General features: G+C 69.4%; 22 protein-coding genes, 1 tRNA gene and 1 pseudogene. 8 read left to right on the forward strand and 16 right to left on the reverse strand.

What is annotated here, in order from left to right:
- Positions 1 to 24 precede the first annotated feature (24 nt).
- From VGX25_RS28350 to VGX25_RS28365, 4 genes are all read right to left on the reverse strand, one after another.
- Positions 25 to 204, reverse strand: coding sequence for a hypothetical protein (locus VGX25_RS28350; RefSeq protein ID WP_326920981.1), 180 nt, complete (start codon positions 202 to 204; stop codon positions 25 to 27).
- A gap of 205 nt (positions 205 to 409) precedes the next feature.
- Entirely contained in the window at positions 410 to 1,201 is a 792-nt protein-coding gene (locus VGX25_RS28355) for a response regulator (protein ID WP_326920982.1), read from the reverse strand.
- Positions 1,202 to 1,861: 660 nt separating this feature from the next.
- Positions 1,862 to 1,935, reverse strand: a tRNA-Gly gene (locus VGX25_RS28360).
- 22 nt (positions 1,936 to 1,957) lie between these two features.
- Positions 1,958 to 2,368, reverse strand: coding sequence for a DUF4304 domain-containing protein (locus VGX25_RS28365; protein ID WP_326920983.1), 411 nt, complete (start codon positions 2,366 to 2,368; stop codon positions 1,958 to 1,960).
- Between the two features lie 303 nt (positions 2,369 to 2,671).
- On the opposite strand from VGX25_RS28365, the gene VGX25_RS28370 reads away from it, so the two are divergent.
- Positions 2,672 to 3,403, forward strand: a complete 732-nt coding sequence (locus tag VGX25_RS28370; RefSeq protein ID WP_326920984.1) for a response regulator transcription factor — start codon at positions 2,672 to 2,674, stop codon at positions 3,401 to 3,403.
- A gap of 134 nt (positions 3,404 to 3,537) precedes the next feature.
- The gene (locus VGX25_RS28375) at positions 3,538 to 5,376 is read left to right on the forward strand and encodes an acyl-CoA dehydrogenase (protein WP_326920985.1); all 1,839 of its coding nucleotides are present in this window, start codon (positions 3,538 to 3,540) and stop codon (positions 5,374 to 5,376) included.
- On the opposite strand, the gene VGX25_RS28380 is transcribed toward VGX25_RS28375, so the two are convergent.
- On the reverse strand, positions 5,373 to 6,179 hold the full coding sequence (locus VGX25_RS28380; protein ID WP_326920986.1) for a DUF1206 domain-containing protein: 807 nt from the start codon (positions 6,177 to 6,179) through the stop codon (positions 5,373 to 5,375). The genes VGX25_RS28375 and VGX25_RS28380 overlap by 4 nt on opposite strands.
- 160 nt (positions 6,180 to 6,339) lie before the next feature.
- Between VGX25_RS28380 and VGX25_RS28385 the strand changes: the two genes are divergently transcribed.
- Positions 6,340 to 6,627 (forward strand): GlsB/YeaQ/YmgE family stress response membrane protein, encoded by a 288-nt coding sequence (locus VGX25_RS28385; protein ID WP_326920987.1) that lies wholly within the window; start codon positions 6,340 to 6,342, stop codon positions 6,625 to 6,627.
- Here the strand turns inward: VGX25_RS28385 and VGX25_RS28390 are convergent.
- The 9 genes from VGX25_RS28390 to VGX25_RS28430 all read right to left on the reverse strand — a co-directional run bounded on the left by VGX25_RS28390 (position 6,624) and on the right by VGX25_RS28430 (position 19,312).
- A complete protein-coding gene (locus VGX25_RS28390; RefSeq protein WP_326920988.1) occupies positions 6,624 to 8,423 on the reverse strand; it encodes a VanW family protein in 1,800 nt (599 codons plus the stop codon). The two genes, VGX25_RS28385 and VGX25_RS28390, sit on opposite strands and share 4 nt — an antisense overlap.
- Before the next feature lie 10 nt (positions 8,424 to 8,433).
- A complete protein-coding gene (locus VGX25_RS28395; protein WP_326921001.1) occupies positions 8,434 to 8,727 on the reverse strand; it encodes a co-chaperone GroES in 294 nt (97 codons plus the stop codon).
- A 70-nt stretch (positions 8,728 to 8,797) separates the two neighbouring features.
- Positions 8,798 to 9,829: a M4 family metallopeptidase gene (locus tag VGX25_RS28400; RefSeq protein ID WP_326920989.1), complete on the reverse strand. Its 1,032-nt coding sequence runs from the start codon at positions 9,827 to 9,829 to the stop codon at positions 8,798 to 8,800.
- Between the two features lie 251 nt (positions 9,830 to 10,080).
- A complete protein-coding gene (locus VGX25_RS28405) occupies positions 10,081 to 12,297 on the reverse strand; it encodes a hypothetical protein (protein ID WP_326920990.1) in 2,217 nt (738 codons plus the stop codon).
- A 78-nt stretch (positions 12,298 to 12,375) separates the two neighbouring features.
- Positions 12,376 to 13,164 carry an amino acid ABC transporter ATP-binding protein gene (locus tag VGX25_RS28410; RefSeq protein ID WP_326920991.1) on the reverse strand — a complete coding sequence of 263 codons (789 nt, stop codon included), beginning with the start codon at positions 13,162 to 13,164 and terminating at the stop codon, positions 12,376 to 12,378.
- On the reverse strand, positions 13,161 to 13,988 hold the full coding sequence (locus VGX25_RS28415) for an amino acid ABC transporter permease (RefSeq protein ID WP_326920992.1): 828 nt from the start codon (positions 13,986 to 13,988) through the stop codon (positions 13,161 to 13,163). The genes VGX25_RS28410 and VGX25_RS28415 overlap by 4 nt, the downstream gene beginning before the upstream one ends.
- Before the next feature lie 78 nt (positions 13,989 to 14,066).
- Positions 14,067 to 14,924: a basic amino acid ABC transporter substrate-binding protein gene (locus tag VGX25_RS28420; protein ID WP_326920993.1), complete on the reverse strand. Its 858-nt coding sequence runs from the start codon at positions 14,922 to 14,924 to the stop codon at positions 14,067 to 14,069.
- Between the two features lie 95 nt (positions 14,925 to 15,019).
- Positions 15,020 to 17,719: an MGH1-like glycoside hydrolase domain-containing protein gene (locus VGX25_RS28425; RefSeq protein ID WP_326920994.1), complete on the reverse strand. Its 2,700-nt coding sequence runs from the start codon at positions 17,717 to 17,719 to the stop codon at positions 15,020 to 15,022.
- 141 nt (positions 17,720 to 17,860) lie between these two features.
- Positions 17,861 to 19,312 (reverse strand): M20/M25/M40 family metallo-hydrolase, encoded by a 1,452-nt coding sequence (locus tag VGX25_RS28430; protein WP_326921002.1) that lies wholly within the window; start codon positions 19,310 to 19,312, stop codon positions 17,861 to 17,863.
- 463 nt (positions 19,313 to 19,775) lie between these two features.
- Here VGX25_RS28430 and pdhA point away from each other — a divergent pair, with 463 nt between their 5' ends.
- Genes pdhA through VGX25_RS28445 form a run of 3 tightly spaced genes read left to right on the forward strand, consistent with a single transcriptional unit; the run spans position 19,776 to position 23,427 of the window.
- The gene (gene pdhA, locus VGX25_RS28435; protein ID WP_326920995.1) at positions 19,776 to 21,011 is read left to right on the forward strand and encodes a pyruvate dehydrogenase (acetyl-transferring) E1 component subunit alpha; all 1,236 of its coding nucleotides are present in this window, start codon (positions 19,776 to 19,778) and stop codon (positions 21,009 to 21,011) included.
- Positions 21,011 to 22,030 carry an alpha-ketoacid dehydrogenase subunit beta gene (locus VGX25_RS28440; protein ID WP_326920996.1) on the forward strand — a complete coding sequence of 340 codons (1,020 nt, stop codon included), beginning with the start codon at positions 21,011 to 21,013 and terminating at the stop codon, positions 22,028 to 22,030. The genes pdhA and VGX25_RS28440 overlap by 1 nt, the downstream gene beginning before the upstream one ends.
- Before the next feature lie 11 nt (positions 22,031 to 22,041).
- Positions 22,042 to 23,427: a dihydrolipoamide acetyltransferase family protein gene (locus VGX25_RS28445; RefSeq protein WP_326920997.1), complete on the forward strand. Its 1,386-nt coding sequence runs from the start codon at positions 22,042 to 22,044 to the stop codon at positions 23,425 to 23,427.
- Here the strand turns inward: VGX25_RS28445 and VGX25_RS28450 are convergent.
- Positions 23,424 to 23,762 carry a hypothetical protein gene (locus tag VGX25_RS28450; RefSeq protein ID WP_326920998.1) on the reverse strand — a complete coding sequence of 113 codons (339 nt, stop codon included), beginning with the start codon at positions 23,760 to 23,762 and terminating at the stop codon, positions 23,424 to 23,426. The genes VGX25_RS28445 and VGX25_RS28450 overlap by 4 nt on opposite strands.
- 98 nt (positions 23,763 to 23,860) lie before the next feature.
- Between VGX25_RS28450 and VGX25_RS28455 the strand changes: the two genes are divergently transcribed.
- A complete protein-coding gene (locus VGX25_RS28455; RefSeq protein ID WP_326920999.1) occupies positions 23,861 to 24,052 on the forward strand; it encodes a hypothetical protein in 192 nt (63 codons plus the stop codon).
- 62 nt (positions 24,053 to 24,114) lie between these two features.
- Positions 24,115 to 24,210: pseudogene (locus tag VGX25_RS35830) on the forward strand (DUF397 domain-containing protein); the annotation flags it as partial.
- 13 nt (positions 24,211 to 24,223) lie between these two features.
- Here the strand turns inward: VGX25_RS35830 and VGX25_RS28460 are convergent.
- Positions 24,224 to 24,433: hypothetical protein (locus VGX25_RS28460; protein ID WP_326921000.1), on the reverse strand; the 210-nt coding region annotated here is incomplete at its 5' end.

Genomic DNA, 24,433 nt, shown 5'->3' on the forward strand with positions numbered 1-24,433 from the left:
CCCGGAGACGCCCGCACGGGTGACCTAGCAGCATCCTCCGCCGAACAGGCCGCCGAGCAGGCCCTCGAGGTTGAGCAACCCCTCGAGATTCAGCCCGCCCGCGCAGGTCTCGACCGCCGGGCACTCGGTGGTCGGCACGCAGTCCGCTGTCGTGGCCGCAGCGGTTCCCGCACCCAGAACGGTCAGCACGATTCCGGTAGCCACGACGGTGAGTGCATCACGAAGACGAGGCATTGCCGTGCTTCCTCTCAGCTACGACGACCACACCCGAAGTGATCGCCTACCAGCCTCCCTACCAGCCCTTTCACCCCCGCACGACCGCACGGCAGCGTTTTCCACCCTGTGAGTGATCGCCTCGCCCCGGGCATCGACACCCCCGGTTCATCCCGCCGCACGACCACGTGGCGAGCTAACTCACATGCTCAGCCGGATTGACGACGGCGCGCATGACCATCCCGAACAATTCCTGGGGATCATTGGTACTGCTCTGAGCACCCCGGCTCCGAGCCTCACGTCTGTGCTCGGGAGCATTGGAGCTCGAGTAGATGAAGAAAGGAGTGTGCTTGTCCGTGCGGCGCACGCTCTCGAGCAGAACGTAGCCCTCGTCCGGACCTTCCTTCCGCCCCATGTCCGAAATGATCGCCGCAAAGCGCTTCGTGCTCAGCAGGTCGAGCGCTTCGCCCGTGGATAACGCGAGCGTGAACACCAGACCCATGGCCTCCATCGCGCGCCGCTCGTGAATATTGTTCTCGGGCCGGTCGTCGACCCACAGTATCCGGTTGCCCGCATGCGGTCCGGGACCGACGGTTCGAGCGACGCCGGCGGACTCCCGCACCGTCCGGACAAGGTCGCCGAGCGTCTCCTCCGACACCGTGGTCTCAGACTTGACCGACGCGACAGCGAGGGAGGCCGTCGCGGACAGCATTTTGACGTAGTTCTCCTCGTTCTGAAAATCTCGAGGAGAGAACAACTTGTTGCTGTGCCGGCTGACCAACCACGCGAAGACCCCCAGAACAAGGATTGGAAAGACAACCAGAAAATAGATCAGTGGTAACCGCTCGGCGGAGGACAAAGACCCGGAGAAAGCCGTGACCAAGGCGGCCAATCCATACACCAGCACGATGAACAAGGCGATAATACCTAGCGGATTCCTCGCCAATCTTTGTGCCGTGTCGCCGAACCTGCCGGTCTCGTCTGCCATGCTCCCTCCAGCGTGCCGAGGCAGCACACTACCTGCTGGCCGTATCCCCATCCGACGTAGAGTCGTCCGCGTGCGACTGGGCATCGCCCATCATCTCGGTTGGGCAGTGGCCGTCACGGCACCGGCCGACCACCAGGTCGTGGACCGCCGGCGGATCGAGCTGATCGAGCCCGGCATGCCGGCGGCGCCGATCCACCACGAGGGCAAACCGCTCGACGATACCGCCGTAGCCGCGCTGGTTGCGGAGGTGCGCGCGTCGGCGGTCCGGGCAACATCAGCCTCGCTGGATCAGCTCGCCGCCGCCCTACCCGAGCCGATCGTCTCGATATCCCTGCGCTCCTGGCCCCTGGACTTCCCAGACGACCTCGCCATCCAACGCCGCGCCCCTACGAGGCCCGCACCGACTCCTCATGTACCGCCAGATACTGGCCGACCTCGCCCGCGACCGCGGCTGGGCTCTCCACCTCTCTGACGCCAAAGATGTGGAAAGCCAAGCGGCCCGCATACTCGGTGACCGCGCAGCCGAGGTCCTCCACGCCCCCCGCGCAACCCTGGGCCCGCCCTGGACCAAAGATCACCGCACAGCGCTCGCCGCGACGATCATCGCGGGCTGACCCTGGAAGATCACGAAGGCCCGCTCCCATGATCGCGAGGCGGGCCTGGAGCGGATGACGGGAATCGAACCCGCATTCTCAGCTTGGGAAGCTGATGTTCTGCCATTGAACTACATCCGCGGGGCGGGCTGAGCATACACAACTAGCGGGGGGTGTGGAGGTGGTGGGAGATGGCGGGGAGGCCGTGGACGCGGAGGGTGGTGAGGACCTCGGCCGATAAGGAGTCGAAGGGTTTGCCGACCTCGAGCTCCCACCAGAGGTCCTCGATGGGGTGGCCGGCGACGAGGATCAGCGCTCCGATGGGGGCTTCCCAGGCGGGACGGGGGTCACGGGCCGGGGCGGGGTAGTACGGGCGGACGCGGAGTTGCTCGACCCACTCGTCGCGGGTGCTGACGCGCAGGTGGAGGGTGAAGCGGACGCGGCCCTCGGTGACGGAGCGGGCCTGGATGACGGCGACCTCGGCCCAGTGGCCGTCGACGGCCATCCGGAAGCGGCGGCCGGCGCCGGTGAAGCCGAGGGAGCGCAGGCCCGGTGCGAGCCCGGTCTCGAGCATGCGTCGGAACCAGTCCTGAGCACTGCGGTTGGTGCCAGCCTCCACCGAATCCGCCCCCTCTACTCGTCCGGTCTTCGGGCTCCCAGATCACAACTACACCCTTTGTCGCTCGCAGACCATCGACCGTGAGAGTGGCGCACACTGTAATCAGTGCCAACATCGCGTGACTAACTGTCCGCCATACGTACAGGCATACGTCCACTTGGCCCGTTTGGCCGGCCGATCGGGACAAGGAGCAGGGAACACGTCACAGAGCTGCCCCGGACGCGTCACCCCACCAACGGGTGAAGGCCGGGAGGACGAATGTCAGGCAGCAGCAGTCGGCGGCCGTTACGCATGGGTGGGCTCGCGGTCGCGCTGGTGGACGGGGTTCCGCTGTTCCGGGACGGCATGTCGGCCCTGATTCACCGGACGCCGGGGCTGCGCTGGGTGGGGGCGACGGACCGGCCGAACGCCGCGCTGCAGCTGTGCGAGCGCTTCCGGCCGGACGTGATGCTGGTCGACTCGGCGCTGGATCCGCGCAGCCAGCTGAGCCACATGCTGGTCGGCAGCGACCCCGAGCTGACCGTGCTGGTGCTGGTCGCCGAGCCGCAGCGGACCACGCAGTACGTCGCCGGCGCGCTGGCCGCGGGGGTGCACGGGCTGGTGCTGCGCTCGGCCGAGCAGGGGGCCATGGTCGACGCCATCCGGACGGTGCACGCGGAGCGGCGTTACCTGGACGTGGCGTTGACGCCGATGCTCACCGCGCCGCGGGGCAAGCTCGCGCACCTGCCGGGCCCGGTGCAGCAGCCGCTGTCCCGGCGCGAGTACCAGGTGCTGCAGCTGATCGCCGACGGGCTGGAGAACCAGGCGATCGCCAAGATCCTGTTCGTGTCGGTGGAGACCATCCGCACCCATGTGAAGAGCATCCTGCGCAAGCTGGCCGCCCGGGACCGGACCCACGCGGTCGCGGTCGCGTTCCGGTTCGGCGTGCTCTCCCCGGACGACACCCGACACGACGGACCCGATGACAACGATGACTTGGCCGAGGCGTAGGACGTGACGCAGGCCATAGCGATCGTCAAGCGGGATGCGATCCACTGTCCTTGCCGGGGGTTACCCGCAGGTAATATCCTCATATTACCGACGAGTAGCATCGCCGAGCCCCGCCGCTGACAGGGAGCAACGACATGGGCCACTACAGGAGCAACGTCCGGGACCTGGAGTTCAACCTCTTCGAAGTGCTCGGCGTGCAGGACCGGCTCGGCAGGGGCGCGCTGTCCGACGTGGACGCCGACACCGCCCGCGGGGTGCTCGGCGAGCTCGCGAAGCTGGCCGAGGGACCGTTCGCCGAGTCGTTCGCCGACGGTGACCGCAACCCACCGGTGTTCGACCCCAAGACCCACAGCGTGACGCTTCCGGACTCCTTCAAGAAGTCCTACCAGCAGCTGCTGGACGGCGAGTGGTGGCGGATCGGCCTGACCGACGAGCTGGGCGGCCTCGGGCTGCCGCCGTCGGTGCAGTGGGCCGCCTCCGAGTTGCTGCTCGGCGCCAACCCGGCGCTGTTCATCTACATGGCCGGGCCGAACTTCGCGATGATCCTGCACCGCAACGGCACCGAGGAGCAGCGGCACTGGGCGCAGCTGATGATCGAGCGTGGCTGGGCCGCGACGATGGTGCTCACCGAGCCGGACGCGGGGTCCGACGTCGGCGCCGGGCGGACCAAGGCGATCAAGCAGCCGGACGGGTCCTGGCACATCGAGGGCGTCAAGCGCTTCATCACCTCGGGCGAGCACGACCTGACCGAGAACATCATGCACCTGGTGCTGGCCCGGCCCGAGGGGCACGGCCCCGGCACCAAGGGCCTGAGCCTGTTCCTGGTTCCCAAGTACCACTTCGACTCCCAGACCGGTGAGCTCGGCGAGCGCAACGGCGTGTACGCCACCAACGTCGAGCACAAGATGGGCCTGAAGGTCTCCACCACCTGCGAGCTGACCTTCGGCCAGCACGGCCGCCCGGCCAAGGGCTGGCTGCTGGGCGAGAAGCACGACGGCATCGCGCAGATGTTCCAGGTGATCGAGTACGCCCGGATGATGGTCGGCACCAAGGCGATCGCGACGCTGTCCACCGGCTACCTGAACGCGCTCGAGTACGCCAAGGAGCGGGTGCAGGGGGCGGACCTGACCAAGATGCTGGACAAGACCGCGCCGCGGGTGACGATCACCCACCACCCGGACGTGCGGCGCAGCCTGATGCTGCAGAAGGCGTACGCCGAGGGACTGCGGGCGGTCTACCTGTACACCGCCACGTACCAGGACCAGATCTGGACCGGCGACGGCGACGAGGAGTCGCTGGCCCTTGCCGACCGGGTGAACGACCTGTTGCTGCCGATCGTCAAGGGCGTCGGCTCCGAGCGGGCCTACGAGCAGCTCGCCCAGTCGCTGCAAACCCTTGGCGGGTCGGGATTCCTGCAGGACTACCCGATCGAGCAGTACATCCGCGACTCGAAGATCGACTCGCTGTACGAGGGCACCACGGCGATCCAGGCGCTGGACTTCTTCTTCCGCAAGATCGTGCGGGACAAGGGTCAGGCGCTGGCCCACATCGCCGGCGAGATCACCGAGTTCATCGAGGCGGAGCACGGCAACGGCCGGCTCAAGGAGGAGCGGCTGCTGCTCAAGCAGGCCCTCGAGGACGTGCAGGGCATGCTCGGCGCGATGATCGGCTTCCTGACCGCGTCCCAGGAGGACCCGCGCAGCGTCTACCGGGTCGGCCAGCACAGCGTGCGACTGCTGATGGCCGCGGGCGACCTGATGATCGGCTGGCTGCTGCTGCGGCAGGCCGAGGTGGCGATCGCCAGGCTGGACTCCGCCGACCCGCTGTCCGACAAGGACAAGGCGTTCTACGCGGGAAAGATCGCGGTCGCCTCGTTCTTCGCCCGCAACGTCCTGCCCGAGCTGTCCGCCGGCCGCACGATCGTCGAGTCGGCCGACAACTCCCTGATGGACCTGGACGAGGCCGCCTTCTAAGCGGTCCGGTGGCTACGGGCCGCGGCGAAGCAGTAGACGCCGTAGCCGGCGAAGCCGAGCGCCACGGCGATCAGCAGGAACGTCCCGAACGGCTGGTCGGCCAGGGTGCGCAGCGCCGCATCCAGGCCGCCGGCCTCGTTGGGGTTGGATCGGAAGGCGGCGAGCCCGAGCAGGATCGCGACGATGCCGATGGCGACGCCCTTGCCGATGTAGCCGATCATGCCGAGCCTGCGGACCCACTGCTGGCTGCCCGCCGGTAGCTCCGAGGTGTTCAGGTCCTTCATGAACGAGCGCCGCACGCCCGACGAGACGGCGGCGATGCCGTAGCAGAGCACGATCAGCGCCGCGAGGCCGACGAGGATCCGGCCGGCGGGTAACTCGAGCACCTTGGCGGTGAAGTTCTGCTGCTGCTGATCACCGTCCCCGGCGCTGCCGGCGCCCGAGGCGACCCTGACGGCCGTCACGCCGATCGAGACGGCGATCACGGCGCGCACGGCCGCGCCGATCCGCTTGAACACACGGGTGCGCTTCTTGTGCCGCCAGCCGTACCCCACGATGGCCAGCAGCACCTGCCACAGCGCAAAGGCGAACAGGCCGATGGCCAGCACCCACAGCAGCATCCCGCCGAACGACGTCGAGGCGATCTCCTCGACCGCGCCGGACTTGTCGGCGGACTGGCCGTTGCCGGCGACCGCGATCTGGACGCCGAGATAGGCGACGATCAGGTGGACGACGCCGTAGCAGACCATTCCGGCCCGGCCGAGCACGGCGATCGGGGTACTGCGTTGGGCCGTTCTGACCATGCTCCCTGGGGTTGACATCGGCGCGCCTCCTCGTGCTTTGCGAGCTAGATGCCCAGCACGGACGGCCGCGAAACGAAAACCGCCCGTTTCGGCGAGCGGCGCGGGCCGAGGAGTGGCACTCTCTTCACAGAGAGTGTGCGGCACTCGCTAAGGAGCAGACATGACGTGGTCGTTCGGGTCCATCATTGGCCTACTCATCGCGGGCATCATCCTTGGCGTCATCGGACGAATGATCGCGCCGGGCGAGCAGAAGATCCCCTTCTGGCTGACCATCGTGGCCGGCATCGTGGGTGCCCTGATCGGCAACCTGGTCGCGACCTGGGTCGGCGTACGCTACACCGGCGGTTTTGACTGGTGGCGGCACATCTTCCAGGTCATCGCGGCCGTGCTCGCGGTGATGATCGCCGCGGCCGTCTACCCGAAGTCCCGCGCGGGGACCAGCGCCTAGGCGGGCGGCGGGCAGACGATCTTGGGCTGTGCGTTGTAGCGCACGGTCCGGGTGTCGCGGCGGATCTCCCGGCCGGACAGGTCCTTGATCACCCTGGTGTCGGACGTGGTGAAGCCCTGGATCCCGTTGGTGGGTATGCACTTCTCGGCGGGACCGGGCTTCTCCTGTGGCTCGACGAAGTTCGTGCGGGCGCCGGTGATGGACTCGACGATGTAGCGCTTGGTGCCCCAGATCTTCACCGTGATGTTCGACGGCGTCCAGATCGTCTGGATCGCCACGCCGGTCGGCGCGTCGTTGGTGAACTTGAGGTCGATCACGCTGCCGCCGTTGGCGTTCTGGAACACCGTGGCCTCGCGCGCGGCCGGGTAGCGGCTGATGTAGTAGCTGTGCTCCTTGTGGCCGGCGTCCTTCATGCCGGCGAAGTACGCGGCGTTGTACAGCGTCGTGGCGAACTGCGAGATGCCGCCGCCGACCTCGCGTCCCGGTGCGCCGTCCTTGATCACACCGGCCTCGATGTAACCCTGCGCGGCCGTCCGCGGGCCGGTGAAACCGTTGAGGCTGAACGTCTCCCCGGGTTTGACGATGGCACCGTTGACCTCCCGCGCCACGGTCCGGATGTTCTGGCCGGAGTCGGCCGCGAACCCACCCGTGGTGAACTCGCCGATCACCTCGTTGATGCCCAGCTTCTCGGCCTGCTCGGTGGTGACGTTGGCCGGTTTGGTGGTGTACAGCGCCTTGACCTCGCGGCCGGTGGGCTGCTTGAGGATGTCGAGCAGCCCGGCGAAGCTCTTGTCCCAGTCGATCGCCTTGCCGTCCTGCGACGGCTGCACGGTCGGTCGGCCGCCCTCGAAGACGATCGCCGCGTCCTTGCCCTCCTTCTCGGTGCTGGCCAGCTGCGGCTGCACCGCCTCGACGAGCTTGGCCGGGTCGACCTTGGCGGTCAGGCCGCCGTTGCCGTCCGGCTCGAAGAGCAGCGCCGCGGCGATGGCCGGCGGCTCGAGCGTGGCGTCCTTGCCCTCGCCGTGCACGACCACCGGTCCGGACACCGCCGGCTTGGCGATCTGGTCCAGCGCCGCGTGCACGCCCTCCGAGGTCGTCTTCACCGGGGTGCTGGTCACCGGCAGCTCGATCGTCCCGCCGCGGGCCCAGTCGTCGATGATCTTCTTGCGGGCCGGCTCGGCGTCCAGCATCCGGCCTGGTTGCGGCTCCACCGCGACGGGGTCGACGCCGTCGAACCTGATCCCGCCCTCGACCGGCTCCCGGTTGGTCTTCACCCGCAGCGCCTCGACGGCGGCCGTGAGCGCGGAGTTGTCCGTGCTGGTGGCGACGCCGACCTCGCGGCTGCCGAAGAACGACGCGATCCGGGTGATCGGGTTCAGCGGCTGGTCGCCGGCCCGCTCAAGGGTCGCCTTCCAGTCGAGGCGCAGCCCGGCCTGCGCGGGGTCGATCACCTCGTCGGCGTCGCCGACCCGCACCTGCACCTGGCTCAGCCGGGGCTCGATCTCCCGGCGGAGCTTCTGCTCGGCCTCGGCGTCGGACAGCCCGCCGACGTCGACCCCGGCCACCGTCACCCCGCGCGGCACGTCACCGCTGGTCACCAGCAGGTCGACCACGTACAGCACGGCGAGCACGCCGAAGACCGCGCCGGCCACAATTCCCGCGCGGCGCAGCGCTTTGCGCTGGTGGTCCGGGTGCGGAGCGCGGACCGTCGGCGCCTCGTCGGGGGGTACCACCAGGATGGGTGGGAGCAGGTCGGTCTGCTCCGCATGCGTCTCGGGCCAAAGGTGTTGCCCCACGACACCCTCCCTAGAGGTATAAGCCGGTCCCGTGCTCGGTGCGTTCACTGGCCATGGCGTGTATGTCCCGCTCGCGCATCACCAGGTAGGGCCGACCCTGGACCTCGACCTCCAACTGGTCCTCGGGGTTGAACAGCACCCGGTCACCCACCTTGACGTTGCGCACGTTCGTTCCCACGCCGAGCACGTCTCCCCAGGCCAGCCGCCGCGCCACCTGCGCCGTCGCCGGGATGACGATGCCCCCACTGCTGCGCCGTTCCCCTTCCTCGGGAGTGAGCCGCACCAACACCCTGTCGTGCAGCATCGTGATCTCGAGTTTCAGTTCTGGCACCGAGGCATGGTATCCGTCGCCTGGCGAGCGGTTGACGGGTGTGCTAGATGCCGGGGATCTCCCTGGCCGCGAACGCCGCTCGCACGGCGTTGGCCGCCGCCGAGCCGAACATGGCCTGCGCGGTCGCGATGGTGGTCGACGCCGCGGCGGAGAACGAGGTGTCCGGCGCGAAGCCGAACTGGGCGTTGACGATGATCCGGTCCGCGGTGGGGGCGCCAAGCGCGGTGCGGATGTCCCACAGCGCCCTGGACCAGATCTCGCCGTCCCGGTGCACCTCGCCCACCTGGTCGCCGTACGTCTTGGCGCCGTCCACCCGGCGCAGGCAGTGCGGCGCCGTGCTGGTGTAGCTGACCGAGTCCCAGTCCGCCACGCACGGCGCCGGGGCGTTGACCGGCCAGCCGTACTGCGCGGCCGCGGCCAGGCCGACCGTCACCGCCAGGTAGTCGCCGAAGCCCTCGCCGATCGAGCCGGCCTCGTGCGACGCGCCGAACCCGGTGACCTGCGCGTCGTGCACCGCGTGGCCGTACTCGTGCACGATCACCTCGGCGTCCTCGGCGTCGTCCACCCCGCCCTTGCCGAGCTTGATCAGGTCATGCTTGTCCCAGGAGAACGAGTTGTCGGCGCCCCACTGGTTGGTCCGCACGTCCTGCGACTCGGCGTTGACCGCCGGCAGCGTCGAGCCGAACCCCAGCGACTGCAGGTACTCCTGCGCCTGGTTGACCCAGAAGTACGCCATGACCTGCTCGAACTGGTCCTCGTGCCGGTCGTACACGAACCGCCCGTCCGGCGCCCGCGCCGGCGTGCCCGTCTCGGCGCGCACGTTCACCCACCGCCCGGTGAGCGTCCCCGACCCGTCCAGGTTCCGCAGCGGCACCAGCACGTAGTCGGACGATGCGACCGCCGCCGCGGAATCCCTGGCGTCCACCAGGTTCTGGTTTCCCGAGGACTGCACCGGGTTCACCATGAACACCTGCCCGACCCCGGTGGTCGGCGCCGCGTCCATGGGCGCCGTCACCACCCCGAGAGCCACCGTGACCAGGCCGGACAGGACGAGGGTTCGAGTCGCGCTCCGCATGAGACGGCATCCTCCGTCACGCCGCCCGGATTCGGAAGGGCCATTCGGCTACGAACCTGTCAACCCCGCCATCCACAGCCCGGCAAGTTGTCCACACCCACCCGGGCAATCAAGATCAACAGCTGGTTCGTGCGGCTAGACTGGCCCACGAACCCGCCCCCCACCCCAGGACGGGTGGGGGGCTGGCTGGATGTGTCGGGCTCGGCGAAGTTCGGGTGCCGGGCGGATGGCCGGGGGCCGCGCTGGTGCTCCTAGGTGCTGCGGCGGAGCATGCGGGTGAGGCCGGCGGCGACGGTGGTGGCGAGGATCCAGCCGGCGGCGACCAGGGCGGTGGAGATCCATTGGGATACTCCGACGAACTCCCAGCGATTCTTCTGTCCGAAGTCGACGATGGGGATGACCAGGTCCAATGTGTACAGTGGGGCGTTCCAGACCAGGTTGGCGTCGTCGACGGACACCGGCTGTGGAACGGGCTGGACGGCGAACCAGGTCGTGCCGAACGCCAGGCAGGCGATCAGCCAGAACAGCGCCCGCATCGGGCGGTAGCCGTAGCCGACCATCCAGAGCTGCAGCCAACTCCAGACGCGCACCAGCGGGCCGAGCACCCGGTAGCCCTCGGAGAGCGCCACGTAGCGCCGGCGTTGCTTGGCGATCAGCACGGTGGCGGCGTGCTCCTCGTTGCCGCTCGCCCGCAGCATGGCGGCGAACTGGTCGTACGGGCCGGGCCGGTAGACGTCCCGCATGGCGTGCCGCAGCCACTTCAGCCGCAGCTTGATCTGCGCGTCGTCGTCAAGGGCGATCGGCCGGATGAGCGCGTCGTAGCGGAAGTCGTCGAGATCGATGCGCTCCTCGGCGTTCCAGAACTTCTCGTTGTCGGCGAACGAGGCGCACCGGGCGTGCCGCAGGCTGACCCGGCCGCGCGGCGCGACGCCGACGTCGAGCCGGAGCTCCTGGGTGATCAGGCCGAACGCGTTGAGCGCGGTCACCGTCAGCTCGGAACCCAGCTCGGCGCCGCGGAAGTTGGTCTCCCGCCCGATCTCCGCGCGGCGCATCCGGATCTCCCCCTGCGTGGAGAACGGCTGGCCGGACCGGTCGGCGCAGATCAGGTCCCGGCCGATCTGGGCAACCCGGAGGTCGACCGCCGGCTTGGGGTTGCCGTCCCGGTAGTGGCCGGGGTTGCTCAACCGGCTGCCGCCGAGGTCCACGTTGGACCCGATCTTCGCGCCAGGCAACAGGATCGAGCCGAACACCGTGATCCCGCGGCCGTCGAGGTTGCCGCCGGTGGTGAACCGCCTGCCCTCCACCGCGTCGCCGTGGGGATTGGACACGACGGCGCCGTCGAGCACCACGCTGCCCTGCGCGACCAGGTCCACCACCCGCACCTGGCCGGCGATCCGGGCGTTGCGCGCGTCGATGCCGCCACGGATCTCCGTGCCGTCCAGGTGCAGCGCGCGATGCGGGTACGGCCCCTGCACCGAGCCGTCGGCCCGCTCCTCGAACGACTCGGCGCCGCCGGACAGGTCGACCGTCGCCCGGGTCAGCCGCAGCGTGCCGCCGATGGAGGCGTTGACGATCCGCAGCGTGCCGGTGGATTCGAAGCCCTGGTCGACGTCCACGTTGCCGGCCACGTGCACCCGGTCGGCGATCAGCGTGGCCTCCGGGTCGAAGAACCGCTCGTCGACCGGGACCTGGGTGACCTCTTCGGGCGGGGGCTCCAGGATCGCCCCGCGCAGCGAGAAGTCGCCCTCGATGCGGGCGCTCGGCAGGAACAGCCGCCCGACCGACGCGAACCGGCCGGTTGCCGGGTCGCTGGTCATGTGCATGTTGCCGCCGATCTGCAACCCGTTGCCGTTGAGCGAGAATCCCTTCCGGTTGGACAGCCGGGCGCCGGCCAGGTTCACGTTGCCGCCGGCGCGCAGGCCGGGGATGCGCACCTCGCCGGAGACCTGCAGCCGGGGCGCGGACACGGCGCCGGCCAGGGTCAGCCGGCAGGCGTGCAGGGCGATGCCGTCGGGCACGTTGATCCGGCAGCCCGCCAGCACGAGGGAGCCGCGGATGTCTCCGTCGGTCAGGTCCACCGGGCCGTCGACGACGGTGCCGTCGACCAGCTTCAGGTCGTTTTCGCTGCTGAGGTTGCGGGCGTCGAGCCCGGGGAGCCAGCACTGGTTGAACTCGATGCCGGCGAGCTTGGCCTGGCGCAGGTCGGGCGCGTGCTGGAACCGGCAGCGGATGAACTCCAGCAGGTACGGCAGCTCCACCGCGCGCAGATCCAGCGTGCCCACCAGGAACCGGTCCGACACGGTGAGCACCGGCGCCACGGATGGTCTGCGCCGCAACCGGAAGACCCCGCCGGCGTCGCGCTCGAGGACCTCCCGCACCACGTCCTCGGCGTCCATGTACGCCCACGTCGGCGGGTATTCCTCGAGCGGGTCGAGAATGCCGGCACCGGGCGCGTCGGGCTCTGCCATGGTGAACCTTTCCTGATCCTCCCACCGGATCCCAGACAATCCGATGGGAAGGCATCACGCAAGGTTCCTGTGCTACGACTAACCGTCGCCCTCGCGCTGGCCGATCGGGTTGAGCACGCGGGCGAGGAAGGTGCGGGTGCGTTCCTGTTGTGGGTCGCCGATGACCTGATCCGGCGGGCCCTCCTCGACGATGAGCCCGCCGTCCATGAACAGCACCTTGTCGGCCACCTCGCGGGCGAAGAGCATCTCGTGCGTCACGACCAGCATGGTCATGCCCTCGATGGCGAGCTTGCGCATCACGTTGAGCACGTCGCCGACCAGCTCGGGGTCCAGCGCCGAGGTCGGCTCGTCGAACAGCATCACGTCCGGATCCATGGACAACGCGCGCGCGATGGCCACCCGCTGCTGCTGACCGCCGGACAGCTGGTTCGGTAGCGAGTTCGCCTTCTCCGAAAGGCCAACGCGTTCCAGGTTGGCCAGCGCGATCTCCTGGGCGGCGGCCCGGTCGCGGCCGAGCACCTTGCGCTGCGCGATGGTCAGGTTGTTCAGCACGTTGAGGTGGGCGAACAGGTTGAACGACTGGAACACCATGCCGATGCGGCGGCGCGCGGAGTCGATGTCGCAGTCGGGGTCGGTCAGGTCGACGCCGTCCACGATCACCGTGCCGCCGTCGGGCTCCTCGAGCAGGTTCACGCACCGCAGCAGGGTGGACTTGCCCGAGCCGGACGGGCCGATGACGCACACCACCTCGCCCCGGTTGACCCGCAGGTCGATGCCCCGCAACACCTGCAGCGGGCCGAACGACTTGGTCAACCCGGTGATCTCCACCGCGACGTCGGACGCGGTTCCCGTTACCTGGCTACTCATGCGGCGACCTCCAGCCCGGTCGACTCGGGGGAACTGATCTTCTTTCCGCCGGTACGCCGCTCCAGGTACCGGGACAGGTAGGACAGCGGGATCGTGATGATCAGGTAGCAGACGCCGGCGACGAGCACCGGGGTGAGGCTGCGGAACTGGTTGAGCGCCACGCGGCCGTACTGGGTCAGCTCGTACTCGTCGACCGTCGAGCCGAGGAACAGCGCCAGCGACGAGTCCTTGGTGAGCAGGATCAGCTCGTTGGTCAGCGGCGGCAGGATGATCTTGAACGCCTGCGGGATGACCACCCAGGTGTTGGTCTTCGTCGTGGACATGCCCAGCGAGCGGGCGGCCTCGACCTGCCCGGCCGGCACCGCCTGAAGCCCGGCCCGGAACGTCTCGGCCATGTACGCCCCACCGACGATGCCCAGCGCCAGCATGAGCGCCACGTACTTGTCGAGGATGACGCCGGGGAACGCCAGCGGGATGGCCGTGCCGACGGCCAGGATGACCAGCAGGGCCGGCAGGCCGCGGAAGAACTCGATGTAGATGGCCGCGAGCACCCGGTACACCCGGACGCTGGACAGCCGCATCAGCGCCAGGATCAGCCCGAGGACCACCCCGAAGCTGAACCCGAGCGCGGTGTAGATCACGGTGTTCTTCAGGCCGACGGTAAGGACGCCCGGGAACATGCCGCCGGCCGCCTCGGCATCGAGGAACGCGTCGGCGATTCGCCCCCAGTTGGCGGTGAACGCGACGATCACGATGACCGCCACGAGGATCGCGTACTGCACGCCGCGGAAGACCTGCGCGCGTTTCCGCTTGGACAGGGCCATGGCACTCCTCGAGTCGGGGATTCTCCACGAGCGAAAGGGGGCCTACGCGATCACAGCGTAGGCCCCCTGGTCAGCGACTCACTTGGTCGGCTTCTTGCCGAACCACTTCTCGTAGATGCGGTCGTACTCGCCGCTCGACTTGACTTCCGCGAGCACGTCGTTGATCACCTTCAGCAGCTCGGTGTTGCCCTTCTTGACGCCGATGCCGTACTGCTCGCCGGTGTCGAACTCCTTGGTCACCTCGAAGTCCGGCTTGTCCTTGACCCAGTCGTAGAGCACGCCGTTGTCGTTGATCGCGGCGTCGACCGCGCCGGTCTCCAACGCCTGCAGCTCAAGGCCGAGGTCCTCGAAGTTGACCAGCGAGGCGCCGCTGGCGTTCTTCTCGGCGTAGTCCTGGCCGGTGGTCTCGTTCTGCACGCCCAGCTTCTTGCCGGACAGCTTGGTGATGTCGTCGAGACCGGAGCCCTTCTTGGCGACAAGGGCCTGGGTGGCGTCGAAGTACGGGTCGGAGAAGTCGATGTCCTTCTTGCGGTCCTCGGTGATCGTCATGCCGGCCGAGGACAGGTCGCACTTGCCGGCGTTGAAGTCCGCGCCCGACTGGATGCCGTCGAACGGGGTGTCGACGATCTTCTGCGTGACGCCGAGCTTCTTGGCCACCAGGTCCACCAGGTCGATGTCGAACCCGATGACCTTGCCGCCCTCCTCGTACTCGAACGGCTTGTACGGCAGCCCGGTGCAGTTGGTCAGCGTGCCCGGCTGGACGAGCGCGACCTGCGGCTGGCCACCCCCGCCGGTCGGCTGGCTGGCGGGCGGGGTGGAGTCGTCCCCGCAGCCGGCGACCGCGATGGCCAGCGCCGGCAACAAGGCGAGCACCCTGAGTTTGGATGGACGTACCACGATGTCACTCCTCGTCATCATCAGCTCGAGTGTCCGCATCCTGCCACTTCGTCTGGCCCAGTCCCAACCGCGGCCGCGGGTCAGGCGCGTCCTGGCACTCACTCGTTGCGCTGTCTTAACCGGACACCGGCAGGTCAGCCGCGTCCGGCCCGGGTGGCCGGCCAACCGAGCAGCAGCACCGCGACCAGGGCGGTCCAGCCGGTCTGATGAGAGGCGCCGAGCCCTTCGCCGGTGTCGCCGTCGAAGTACTCGTTGAACGTGATGTGGTCGGACCACAGCGGTGAGTCGCTGGCCTCGATCCGCTTGCCGTCGGCCGGGCGCCGGCCGTCCGGCCCCGGCAGGAACAGCGCGGCGAGCCGGCGGGACAGGTCCTGGCCGGCCGCGCCGAGCGTGACCCGGTTGCCCGATCCGGTCGGCAGCTCGACGGAGAAGGCGCCGTGGTGGAACTCGTCGAGCTCGTGCAGCGCCTCCACGAGCAGTGCGTTGGTGGGGAACCAGATCGGGCCGCGCCAGTTGGAGTTGCCACCGAACATCGGGGTGTGCGACTCGCCGGGCTCGTAGCCGACCCCGTGGTGCTCGCCGGCGATCTCCACCGCGATGCCGTCCCGGTGCGCCGCGGACATCGAGCGGATCCCGTACGGGGACAGGAACTCCGCCTCGTCGAGCATGGTGGCCAGCACGCGGCTCAGCTTGTCGGAGTCGAGCAGGGACAGCAGGGCGCGGCGGCAGCCGTTCGCACCCGTCTGCCAGGTGATGAACTGGCCGAACTCGGGTTGGTGGCGCAGCAGGTAGTTCAGCCGTGCGGCGAAGTTGGGCAGCTCGGTGAACACCCACGGTTCCAGCGTCGCGCAGGCCAGCACGGGAATCAGGCCGACCATCGAGCGGACGTGGACGAACTGGGACTCCACGGTGCCGTCCGGCCGGTGCCGCGACACCAGGTCGTAGCAGAAGCCGTCCTCCTCGTCCCAGATGCCACGGGAGTCGGAGCCGAACCGCGCCGAGACCTGCGCGATGGACAGGAAGTGCTCGACGAACTTGGTGGCCACGTCCTCGTAGGCCTCGTCGGCGCGGGCCAGCTCGAGCGCGATCTGCATGAGGTGCAACGAGTAGGTGGCCATCCACGAGGTCGCGTCGGACTGCTCGAACCACCAGCCCTCGGGCAGCCGGGCGGACCGGTTCACCGGGCCGATGTTGTCCATGCCGAGGAAGCCACCCTCGAAAAGGTAGTTGCCGTCGGCGTCCTTGTTGTTGACCCACCAGGAGAAGTTGAGCAGCAGCTTGTGGAACACGCGGGCCAGGAAGGCGCGGTCACCGGAGCCGGTCGCGGCCAGCTCGGCCTGGTACACCTGCAGGGCGGCCCAGGCGTGGACCGGCGGGTTGGGGTCGCCGAACGACCACTCGTACGCGGGCAGCTGGCCGTTGGGGTGCATCAGCCACTCCCGGCACAGCAGCAGGAGCTGCTCCTTGGCGAACGCCGGATCCACGAACGCGAACCCGACCATGTGGAAGGCCAGGTCCCAGGCCGCGAACCAGGGATACTCCCACTCGTCGGGCATGGACAGCACGTCGGCGACGTCGAGGTGCCGCCAGTGCACGTTGCGCGCGTAGTGCTGGCGGCGCGCCGCGGGCGCAGGCGGGCTGGCCGGATCGCCGTCGAGCCAGTGCCGCAGCCGGAACCGGTAGATCTGCTTGGTCCACATGAGACCGGCCAGCGCCCGGCGGACCACCTTGCGCTCGTCCGCCTCGGCCGGCATCGGCAGGCTGGCGTAGAACTCGTCGGCCTCCCGCTCCCGGGTGTCCATCGTGGACTTGAAGGTCGGGCCGAACGCCCGGCCGTGCCCGGACCCGGCGATCAGCCGCAGCCGGATGGTGACCTCCTCGCCCGGCTCCACCGCGTCGAAGCGGTACCAGGCCGCCGCCTTGGTGCCGGGCTGCGACGCGGTGCCAGGCAGCACCACCTGGCATGAGTCGGCGACGCCGTTGACCACGTGGTTGTCGATGCCGGACTTGGTGTAGCGGCTCGGGTTCACCGTCCGGTCGAACAGCAGGATGGCGTCGCTTTCGTTGTCGGTCACCAGCATCGTCGGCGCCCCGCTGGCGTGCAGCGTGTACCGGCCCAGCCGGGAGTGCTCGGCCACCACCCTGGCCCAACCGTCCGCTGTGGACGCGATGAGCGCCGGCCGGCGGGCGTCCCGGCCCCACGACCAGGTGTTGCGGAACCACAGCTGCGGCAGCAGGTGCAGCGGCGCCGGGTCCGGCCCCCGGTTGACCGCCGTGATCTCCACGCAGATGTCGTCCGGCGCTGCCTTGGCGTAGGTCACCGTGACGTCGAAGAACCGGTCCTCGTCGAGCACTCCGGTGTCGGCCAGCTTCGGCTCGCGGTCCTCGCGCCGGGCCTCGGCCGACATCGCGCGCAGCTCGCGGTACGGGTAGGCGGCCTGCGGGTACCGGTAGAGCACGCGCATCCAGGAGTGGGTCGGCGTGCCGTCCAGCACCCACCAGTGCTCCTTGACGTCCTCCCCGTGGTTGCCCTCGTTGTTGGTGACGCCGAACAGCCGCTCCTTGAGGATCTCGTCTCGGCCGTTCCACAGGGCCAGCGCGAAGTTGAGGAACCCGTGCCGGTCGCAGATCCCGGCGATGCCGTCCTCGCCCCACCGGTAGGCGCGCGATCTCGCCGCGTCGAAGCCGAAGTACCCCCAGGCGTCGCCGTTGTCGGAGTAGTCCTCCCGAACCGTCCCCCACTGCCGGGCCGCCAGGTACGGCCCCCAGAGCCGCCAGGGCGACTCGGCCGTCGGCGACTCGGCCAACCTGGCGTGCTCCGCTCGTTCAGTCACCGTTCAAGTCTGAGCCATCAGCCAAGCTCGCCCGTCCTTTCACACTTGAGGTTCGCCAAACTCCGCATCGAGGAAGAACGCGATCAGGCGAGCACCGGCTAGGCGCCGGCCCCCCACGGGTCGTCGATGACCACGCGGCCGTCATGCCGCACCCGGCCCGCCCAACCGCGCGGCGTGCGCGTCGAGGATCATGGCGACGGCGTGCGTGACGCGGGCGGCCTGGTCGAGGTTGAGCCACTCGTCCGGGACGTGGGCATTGCTGTCCTTGCCGGCGGCCCCGGTGACCACGAACTGGGCGTCCGGGTAGGCCTCGGCGAGCAGGCCCATGAACGGGATCGAGCCGCCGACGCCGGCCGTGCGCCACGGGTTGCCGAACACCGTGTCGCTCACGTTGTCCAAAGTAGACCGAAGCCATGGGGCCATCGCCGGGGCGTTCCAGCCGTTCTCGGCCTCGATGCCGCCGATCGCGACCTGCGCGCCGTACGGCACGTCCGTGGTGAGGGCCGCGCGCAGGGCGACCAGGGCCGCCTTGGCGTCGGCGGTGGGCGGCAGCCGGAAGCTCAGCGCCAGCGTGCTGTGCGGGCGCAGCACGTTGCCGGCGTTGGCGGGCTCAGGGAAGCCGGACGCCCCGATCACCGACAGAGTCGGCCGCCACGTGTTGTTGAGCAGCAGCTCCAGCTCGTCCTCGGCCATCAGCCGCAGGCCGTCGGGAAGGTCGAACGCCTCGCGCACCGCCCCGGGCGTGGTCTCGATCGACGCGCGGGCCTCGGCGATGCGGTCGGCGGGGATCTCCACGTGCATCTCGGGCAACAGCACCCGGCCGGTCTCGGCGTCCTCCAGCCGGTCGAGCAACAGCCGCAGCACCCGGAACGAGCTGGGCACGATCCCGCTGGCCAGGCCCGAGTGCAGCCCGCTTGCCAGCACCCGCACGGTCACCACGGCCGCGATCAGGCCGCGCAGCGACGTGGACAGCCACAGCCGCTCGTAGTCGTAGCCACCGGAGTCCAGGCACACCACCAGGGACACCTCGCCGAGGCGCGGGCGCAGCCGCTCGAGGTACTCGGGCAGGTCCGGGCTCCCGGACTCCTCGCAGGTCTCCAGGATCACCACGCACCGGGCGTGCCGCCCGCCCGCGGCGAGCACCGACTCGATCGCCGTCGTGGCCGCATAGCCGGAGTAGCCGTCGTCCACCGCGCCGCGGCCGTACAGCCGGTTGCCGCGCAGCACCGGGGTCCACGGGCCGAGCCCGGACGACCACTCGCCGAACGGCGGCTGCTTGTCCAGGTGCCCGTACAGCAGCACGGTGCCCGCCTCGGCCGGGACGCCCTCGGTCGCCGGCACGTCCAGCACGAGCACCGGGGTCCGGCCGGGGAGCCGCAGGATCTCGACCGTCGCCCCGGGCAGGCCGCGCCGCTCGATCCACGAGCGCATGTGCTCGACGACCGCGTCCAGGTGGCCGGACCGCGCCCAGTCGGCGTCGAACGCGGGCGAGAGCGCGGGGATGGCGACGTACTCGACCAGGCTCGGCAGGATGTCGGTGTCCCAGGTCTGGCGGATGCTCTTGTGCATCGTTGCGGAGTCCACCCGTTCGATCCTGCCATCCGGCTCAACCCTGAGAGGGAGAGCGAATGGGACCGCGGAGGGAGGTGTGGCGCGCCGCGGGGCCGGCATCCTCGAAGGTGCCCGCGGGCGCGTCAGTTCCCGCCCGCGCCCGCGGGCGACACCCGTCGACGGCGGATGAGCAGCCGCGTTCACGAGCCGCGACCGGGCGGTCACGGTGTTTCCGCCGGCTACCTTCCAGCCGCGCTCGAGGACGACCTACGATCGGGCGTCCTATCGTTTTCCCAGTTCAGCGCGCTGCGATCGGGAAGCATCGCACCCAGTGGGCTCACAAGACGGGGTGTGCTCATGTCAGGATGGAAGCCAAGGACCGTCAGCGCCGACGGTCGACCGACCGCCTACTACCCGAGGCGGTGGCATCCGGCGGCGCGGCCAGTAACTAGCCACAGTCAGTCGCCACAAGTGACCCTGTGACACGGCACCAAGGAGAACGCGCATGTCGTCCCCAGAACAGTGGACGCACCCGGAACCCGGGGATGCACCCGCCGCCACCGCTGCCACCCCTACGGCCGAGCAGGTGATCGCGGGTTTGCGTGCGACGAGCGAAGGTGGCGCGGAGCTGGTCCAGCTCCTTACGCCGGAGGGTGAACGGCTCGAGCACCCGGTGTTCGACCGCTACGTCGCCGACGTCACGGCCGAGGACCTGCGCGGGTACTACCGCGACATGGTCCTGGTGCGCAGGGCCGACCGGGAGTGCAACGCGTTGCAGCGGCAGGGCCAGCTGGGCATCTGGGTCCCGCTGCTCGGCCAGGAGGCCGCCCAGGTGGGCGCCGGCCGGGCGCTCAAGCCGCAGGACATGGCCTTCCCCAGCTACCGCGAGCACGGCGTGGCCTGGTGCCGCGGGGTGCGGCCGGAGGAGCTGCTCGGCATCTTCCGCGGCACCGACAACGGCAGCTGGGATCCCATCGCCAAGCGCTTCCACCTGTACGTGATCGTGATCGGCAACCAGGTGCTCAACGCGGCCGGGTACGCGATGGGCCAGCGGTTCGAGGGCAAGGTCGGCGACGACGACGGCGAGGCCACGATGGTCTTCTTCGGCGACGGCGCGACCAGCCAGGGCGACGTGCACGAGGGCTTCGTCTGGGCGTCGGTGTACGACGCGCCGCTGGTGTTCTTCTGCCAGAACAACCAGTGGGCGATCTCCGAGCCGACCGAGCGGCAGAGCCGGCTGCCGCTCTACCAGCGGGCCCGCGGCTACGGCTTCCCGGGCGTGCGGGTGGACGGCAACGACGTGCTGGCCTCGCTGGCCGTGTCCCGGTGGGCGCTCGACGAATGCCGGCACGGCAACGGTCCGGTGCTGATCGAGGCCTACACGTACCGGATGGACGCGCACACCACCACCGACGACCCGACCCGCTACCGGCTGTCCGACGAGCTGGAGGCGTGGAAGCTGAAGGATCCGATCGAGCGCGTCCGGGTGCACCTCATCCGGCACGAGATGGCCGATCAGGAGTTCCTCGACTCGGTGCAGGCCGACGCCGACCAGCTCGCCAAGGAGCTGCGCGAGTTCTGCGTGAACATGCCGGATCCGCCGCCGGAGCGCATGTTCAGCCAGGTCTACGCCGAGCCGAGCCCGCAGCTGGACGCGCAGCGCGACGAGTTCCTCGAGTACCTGGCCGGCTTCTCGGCCGAAGAGTCGCTTGCGGGCTCGAGTGTTAGGAAGGCGCACTGATGGCTACCCCGGTCATGAACAAGACCGCCGGCGCGGCGTCGGGCACCCAGACCGTCACGCTCGGCAAGAGCCTCAACCAGGGCCTGCGGGCGGCCATGGAGGCCGACCCCAAGGTCATCGTGATGGGCGAGGACGTCGGCAAGCTCGGCGGCGTCTTCCGGATCACCGACGGGCTGCAGAAGGACTTCGGCGAGCACCGAGTGCTGGACACGCCGCTGGCCGAGTCCGGGATCATCGGCACCGCGGTGGGTCTGGCCATCCGCGGGTTCCGGCCGGTGTGCGAGATCCAGTTCGACGGGTTCGTCTTCCCCGCGTTCGACCAGTTGGTGTCCCAGGTGGCCAAGCTGCACTTCCGCAGCCAGGGCAAGATCAAGCTGCCGCTGGTGGTCCGGATCCCGTTCGGCGGCGGCATCGGCGCGGTCGAGCACCACTCGGAGTCCCCGGAGTCGTACTTCTCGCACACCGCGGGCCTGAAGGTGGTGGCCTGCTCCAACGCCGTCGACGCGTACTGGATGATCCAGCAGGCGATCCGCTGCGACGACCCGGTGCTGTTCTTCGAGCCCAAGCGGCGCTACTACGAGAAGGGTCAGCTCGACGTCGACGCCGAGCCGTATCCGTTGTTCAAGTCGCGGGTGCTGCGCCGCGGCGACAAGGCCACCCTGGTCAGCTACGGGCCGATGGTGAAGACCTGCCTGGACGCGGCCATGGCGGCCGCGGAGGAGGGCACGTCGCTCGAGGTGATCGACCTTCGGGCGCTGTCGCCGATGGACCTCGAGCCGGTGTACGAGTCGGTGCGCCGGACCGGGCATCTGGTGGTGGTGAGCGAGGCGCCGCGGGAGAGCTCGCTGTCCGCGGAGATCGCCGCCAGGGTGCAGGAGGAGTGCTTCTACTCGCTTGAGTCGCCGATCCTGCGGGTGACCGGGTTCGACACCCCGTACCCGCCGTCGAAGCTGGAGGAGGACTTCCTCCCCGACCTCGACCGGGTGCTGCACGCCGTCGACCGTTCGCTTGCCTGGTAAGGGGATCACGCATGCCTGACTACAAGGTGTTCCCCTTGCCGGACACCGCCGAGGGGCTGGTCGACGCCGAGATCCTCACCTGGCACGTCCAGCCGGGTGACGAGGTGGCGGTCAACCAGATCATCGTCGAGATCGAGACCGCCAAGGCCGCGGTCGAGCTGCCCTGCCCGTGGGCCGGTGTGGTCACCGAGCTGCACGCCCAGCCGGGGGAGACCGTCGAGGTCGGGTCGCCGATCCTGACCATCGACGTCGACCCGCACGGCGCCGCACCCACCGCTTCGGCCTCCGCCGAGCCGAAGGCCGAGGAGCAGACCGAGAACGGCAGCACGGCCATGCTGGTCGGCTACGGCCCGAAGTCCGGCGCGGCCAAGCGCCGGGCCCGCAAGGACACCAAGGCGCCGGCCGCCTCCCTGCAGAGCGCCTTCGCCCGCACGCCGGCCCCGCCCACCCCACCGGCTCCGCCCGCGGAGCCGCTGCCGGTGGTGCCGGACACCCCGGCCGAGCTGATGGAGCCGGCCGGCAGCTACTACGTCCCGCTGGCCAAACCCCCGGTGCGCAAGCTCGCCCGCGAGCTCGGCGTTGACCTGCGCGCCCTGTCCGGCTCCGGCGCCAGCGGGGTGATCACCCGCGAGGACGTCGAGCGGGCCGCCGGCGGTGCGGTCCCCGATGCGTCCACTGTGGAGGGTTACGACCCGGCTACGCGCGAGCGCCGCGTGGTGGTCAAGGGCGTGCGCAAGGCGACCGCGCAGGCCATGGTGGACAGTGCGTTCACGGCGCCGCACGTCACCGAGTTCCTCACCGTCGACGTCACCCCGATGATGGAGCTGCGCGCCAAGCTGAGGGACCACCCGGCCTTCCGCGGCGTCAAGCTCACCCCGCTGACCTTCGCCGCCAAGGCCGTATGCCTTGCCGTGCAACGAACTCCGGACGTCAACGCGGTGTTCGACGCCACGGCCGGCGAGATCATCTACAAGGAGTACGTGCACCTCGGCATCGCCGCCGCCACCCCGCGCGGCCTGATCGTGCCCAAGGTGCGCGACGCCGACCGGATGTCGCTGCGCCAGCTGGCCGAGGCGATCGAGGCGCTCACGTCGACCGCCCGGGAGGGCAAGACCCCGCCCGCCGACATGCTCCGGGGCACGATCACGATCACCAACGTCGGTGTGTTCGGAGTGGACACCGGCACCCCGATCATCACCCCCGGCGAGTCCGCGATCCTCGCCCTCGGCGCGATCCGCGACATGCCCTGGGTGGTGGACGGCCAGATCGTGCCGCGCAAGATCTGCCAGCTCGCCCTGAGCTTCGACCACCGGGTGATCGACGGCCAGCAGGGCTCGCAGTTCCTCTCGGACGTCGGCGCCCTGCTGTCCGACCCCGCGTTCGCCATCACGTACTAGTCCGGCCAGGGCTCGAGTTCGGCGTCGACCCAGATCAGGCGCGCGTCCATGGTGCGGCGAAGCATGTCGAGCAGCGTGTGCGGAGCGGAGCTTGCCGCTGATCCCGACCGTTGGCAGGTGCGCGACGGCGTGGTCGGCAGCGCGAGACCCCGGCCGAGGTCCTCGATGTCCGACCCGTCCGGCGCGAGCGCGACCACCAGGAAGCGCGCGCTGGGATAGGTGGCGGCTCGGTTCGTGCAGACGGCCATGCACTGGTCGGCGGTGAACGGTCGTAGGTTGCCGTTCTCGTCGAGCTCGGGCTCGGGAAGCGGTGGAACGGCGGCTGTTCGGGTCATGCCAGCAGCGTCACAGGGCCGGGGAGGTCCCCCCATTCTGGGATTTACGCCCAATCGTGTAATTCCTCGGCCCGGCGCGCTGCTGATCTGATCGCACCATGCCGGACAAGCACAGCGCGTCCCTGGCCCGGGCACTCGCCGTCGAGCTACGCGACCTCCGCCGCAAGGCCAAGCTCACCACCCGCCCGGCCGCCGACCGGATCGGCATCTCCTCGGCCAGCCTCAACCGCAAACGAGCTACGACAGGGGGTGAGACACCAGCTGGAGTTCGGTCACGCTCCGTGGCGTAAGTCCAGCCTCAGCTCCGAAACGGAGGCATGCGTCGAGATCGCCCACCCCGCCACCACCCCCCACCATCGCCATCCGCGACTCCAAGAACCCCACCGGCGCCCACCTCACCGTCCCGGCGACCGCCCTACACCGCCTCACCCGAACCATCGCCGCCTGAACACGGCAGCCGATCAGGCGTCCGTGCCGTCCGCGTGGTCGGGTTCAATCGTGAGCCCCTGATGCTCGAGTAGGACACGCATACCCCGCTTCAGCCAACCGACATCCTCCTGCGTCACGTCGACTCTCTGTGCCATTTCGGCGAAGTCGTGCTTGAGCCCGCCCACGTCCTGCTTGAGCCCACCCACGTCCTGCTTGAGCCCACCCACGTCCTGCTTGAGCCC

It is taken from the genome of Actinophytocola sp. (assembly GCF_035942955.1).
Classification (GTDB): Bacteria; Actinomycetota; Actinomycetes; order Mycobacteriales; family Pseudonocardiaceae; genus DASYTH01.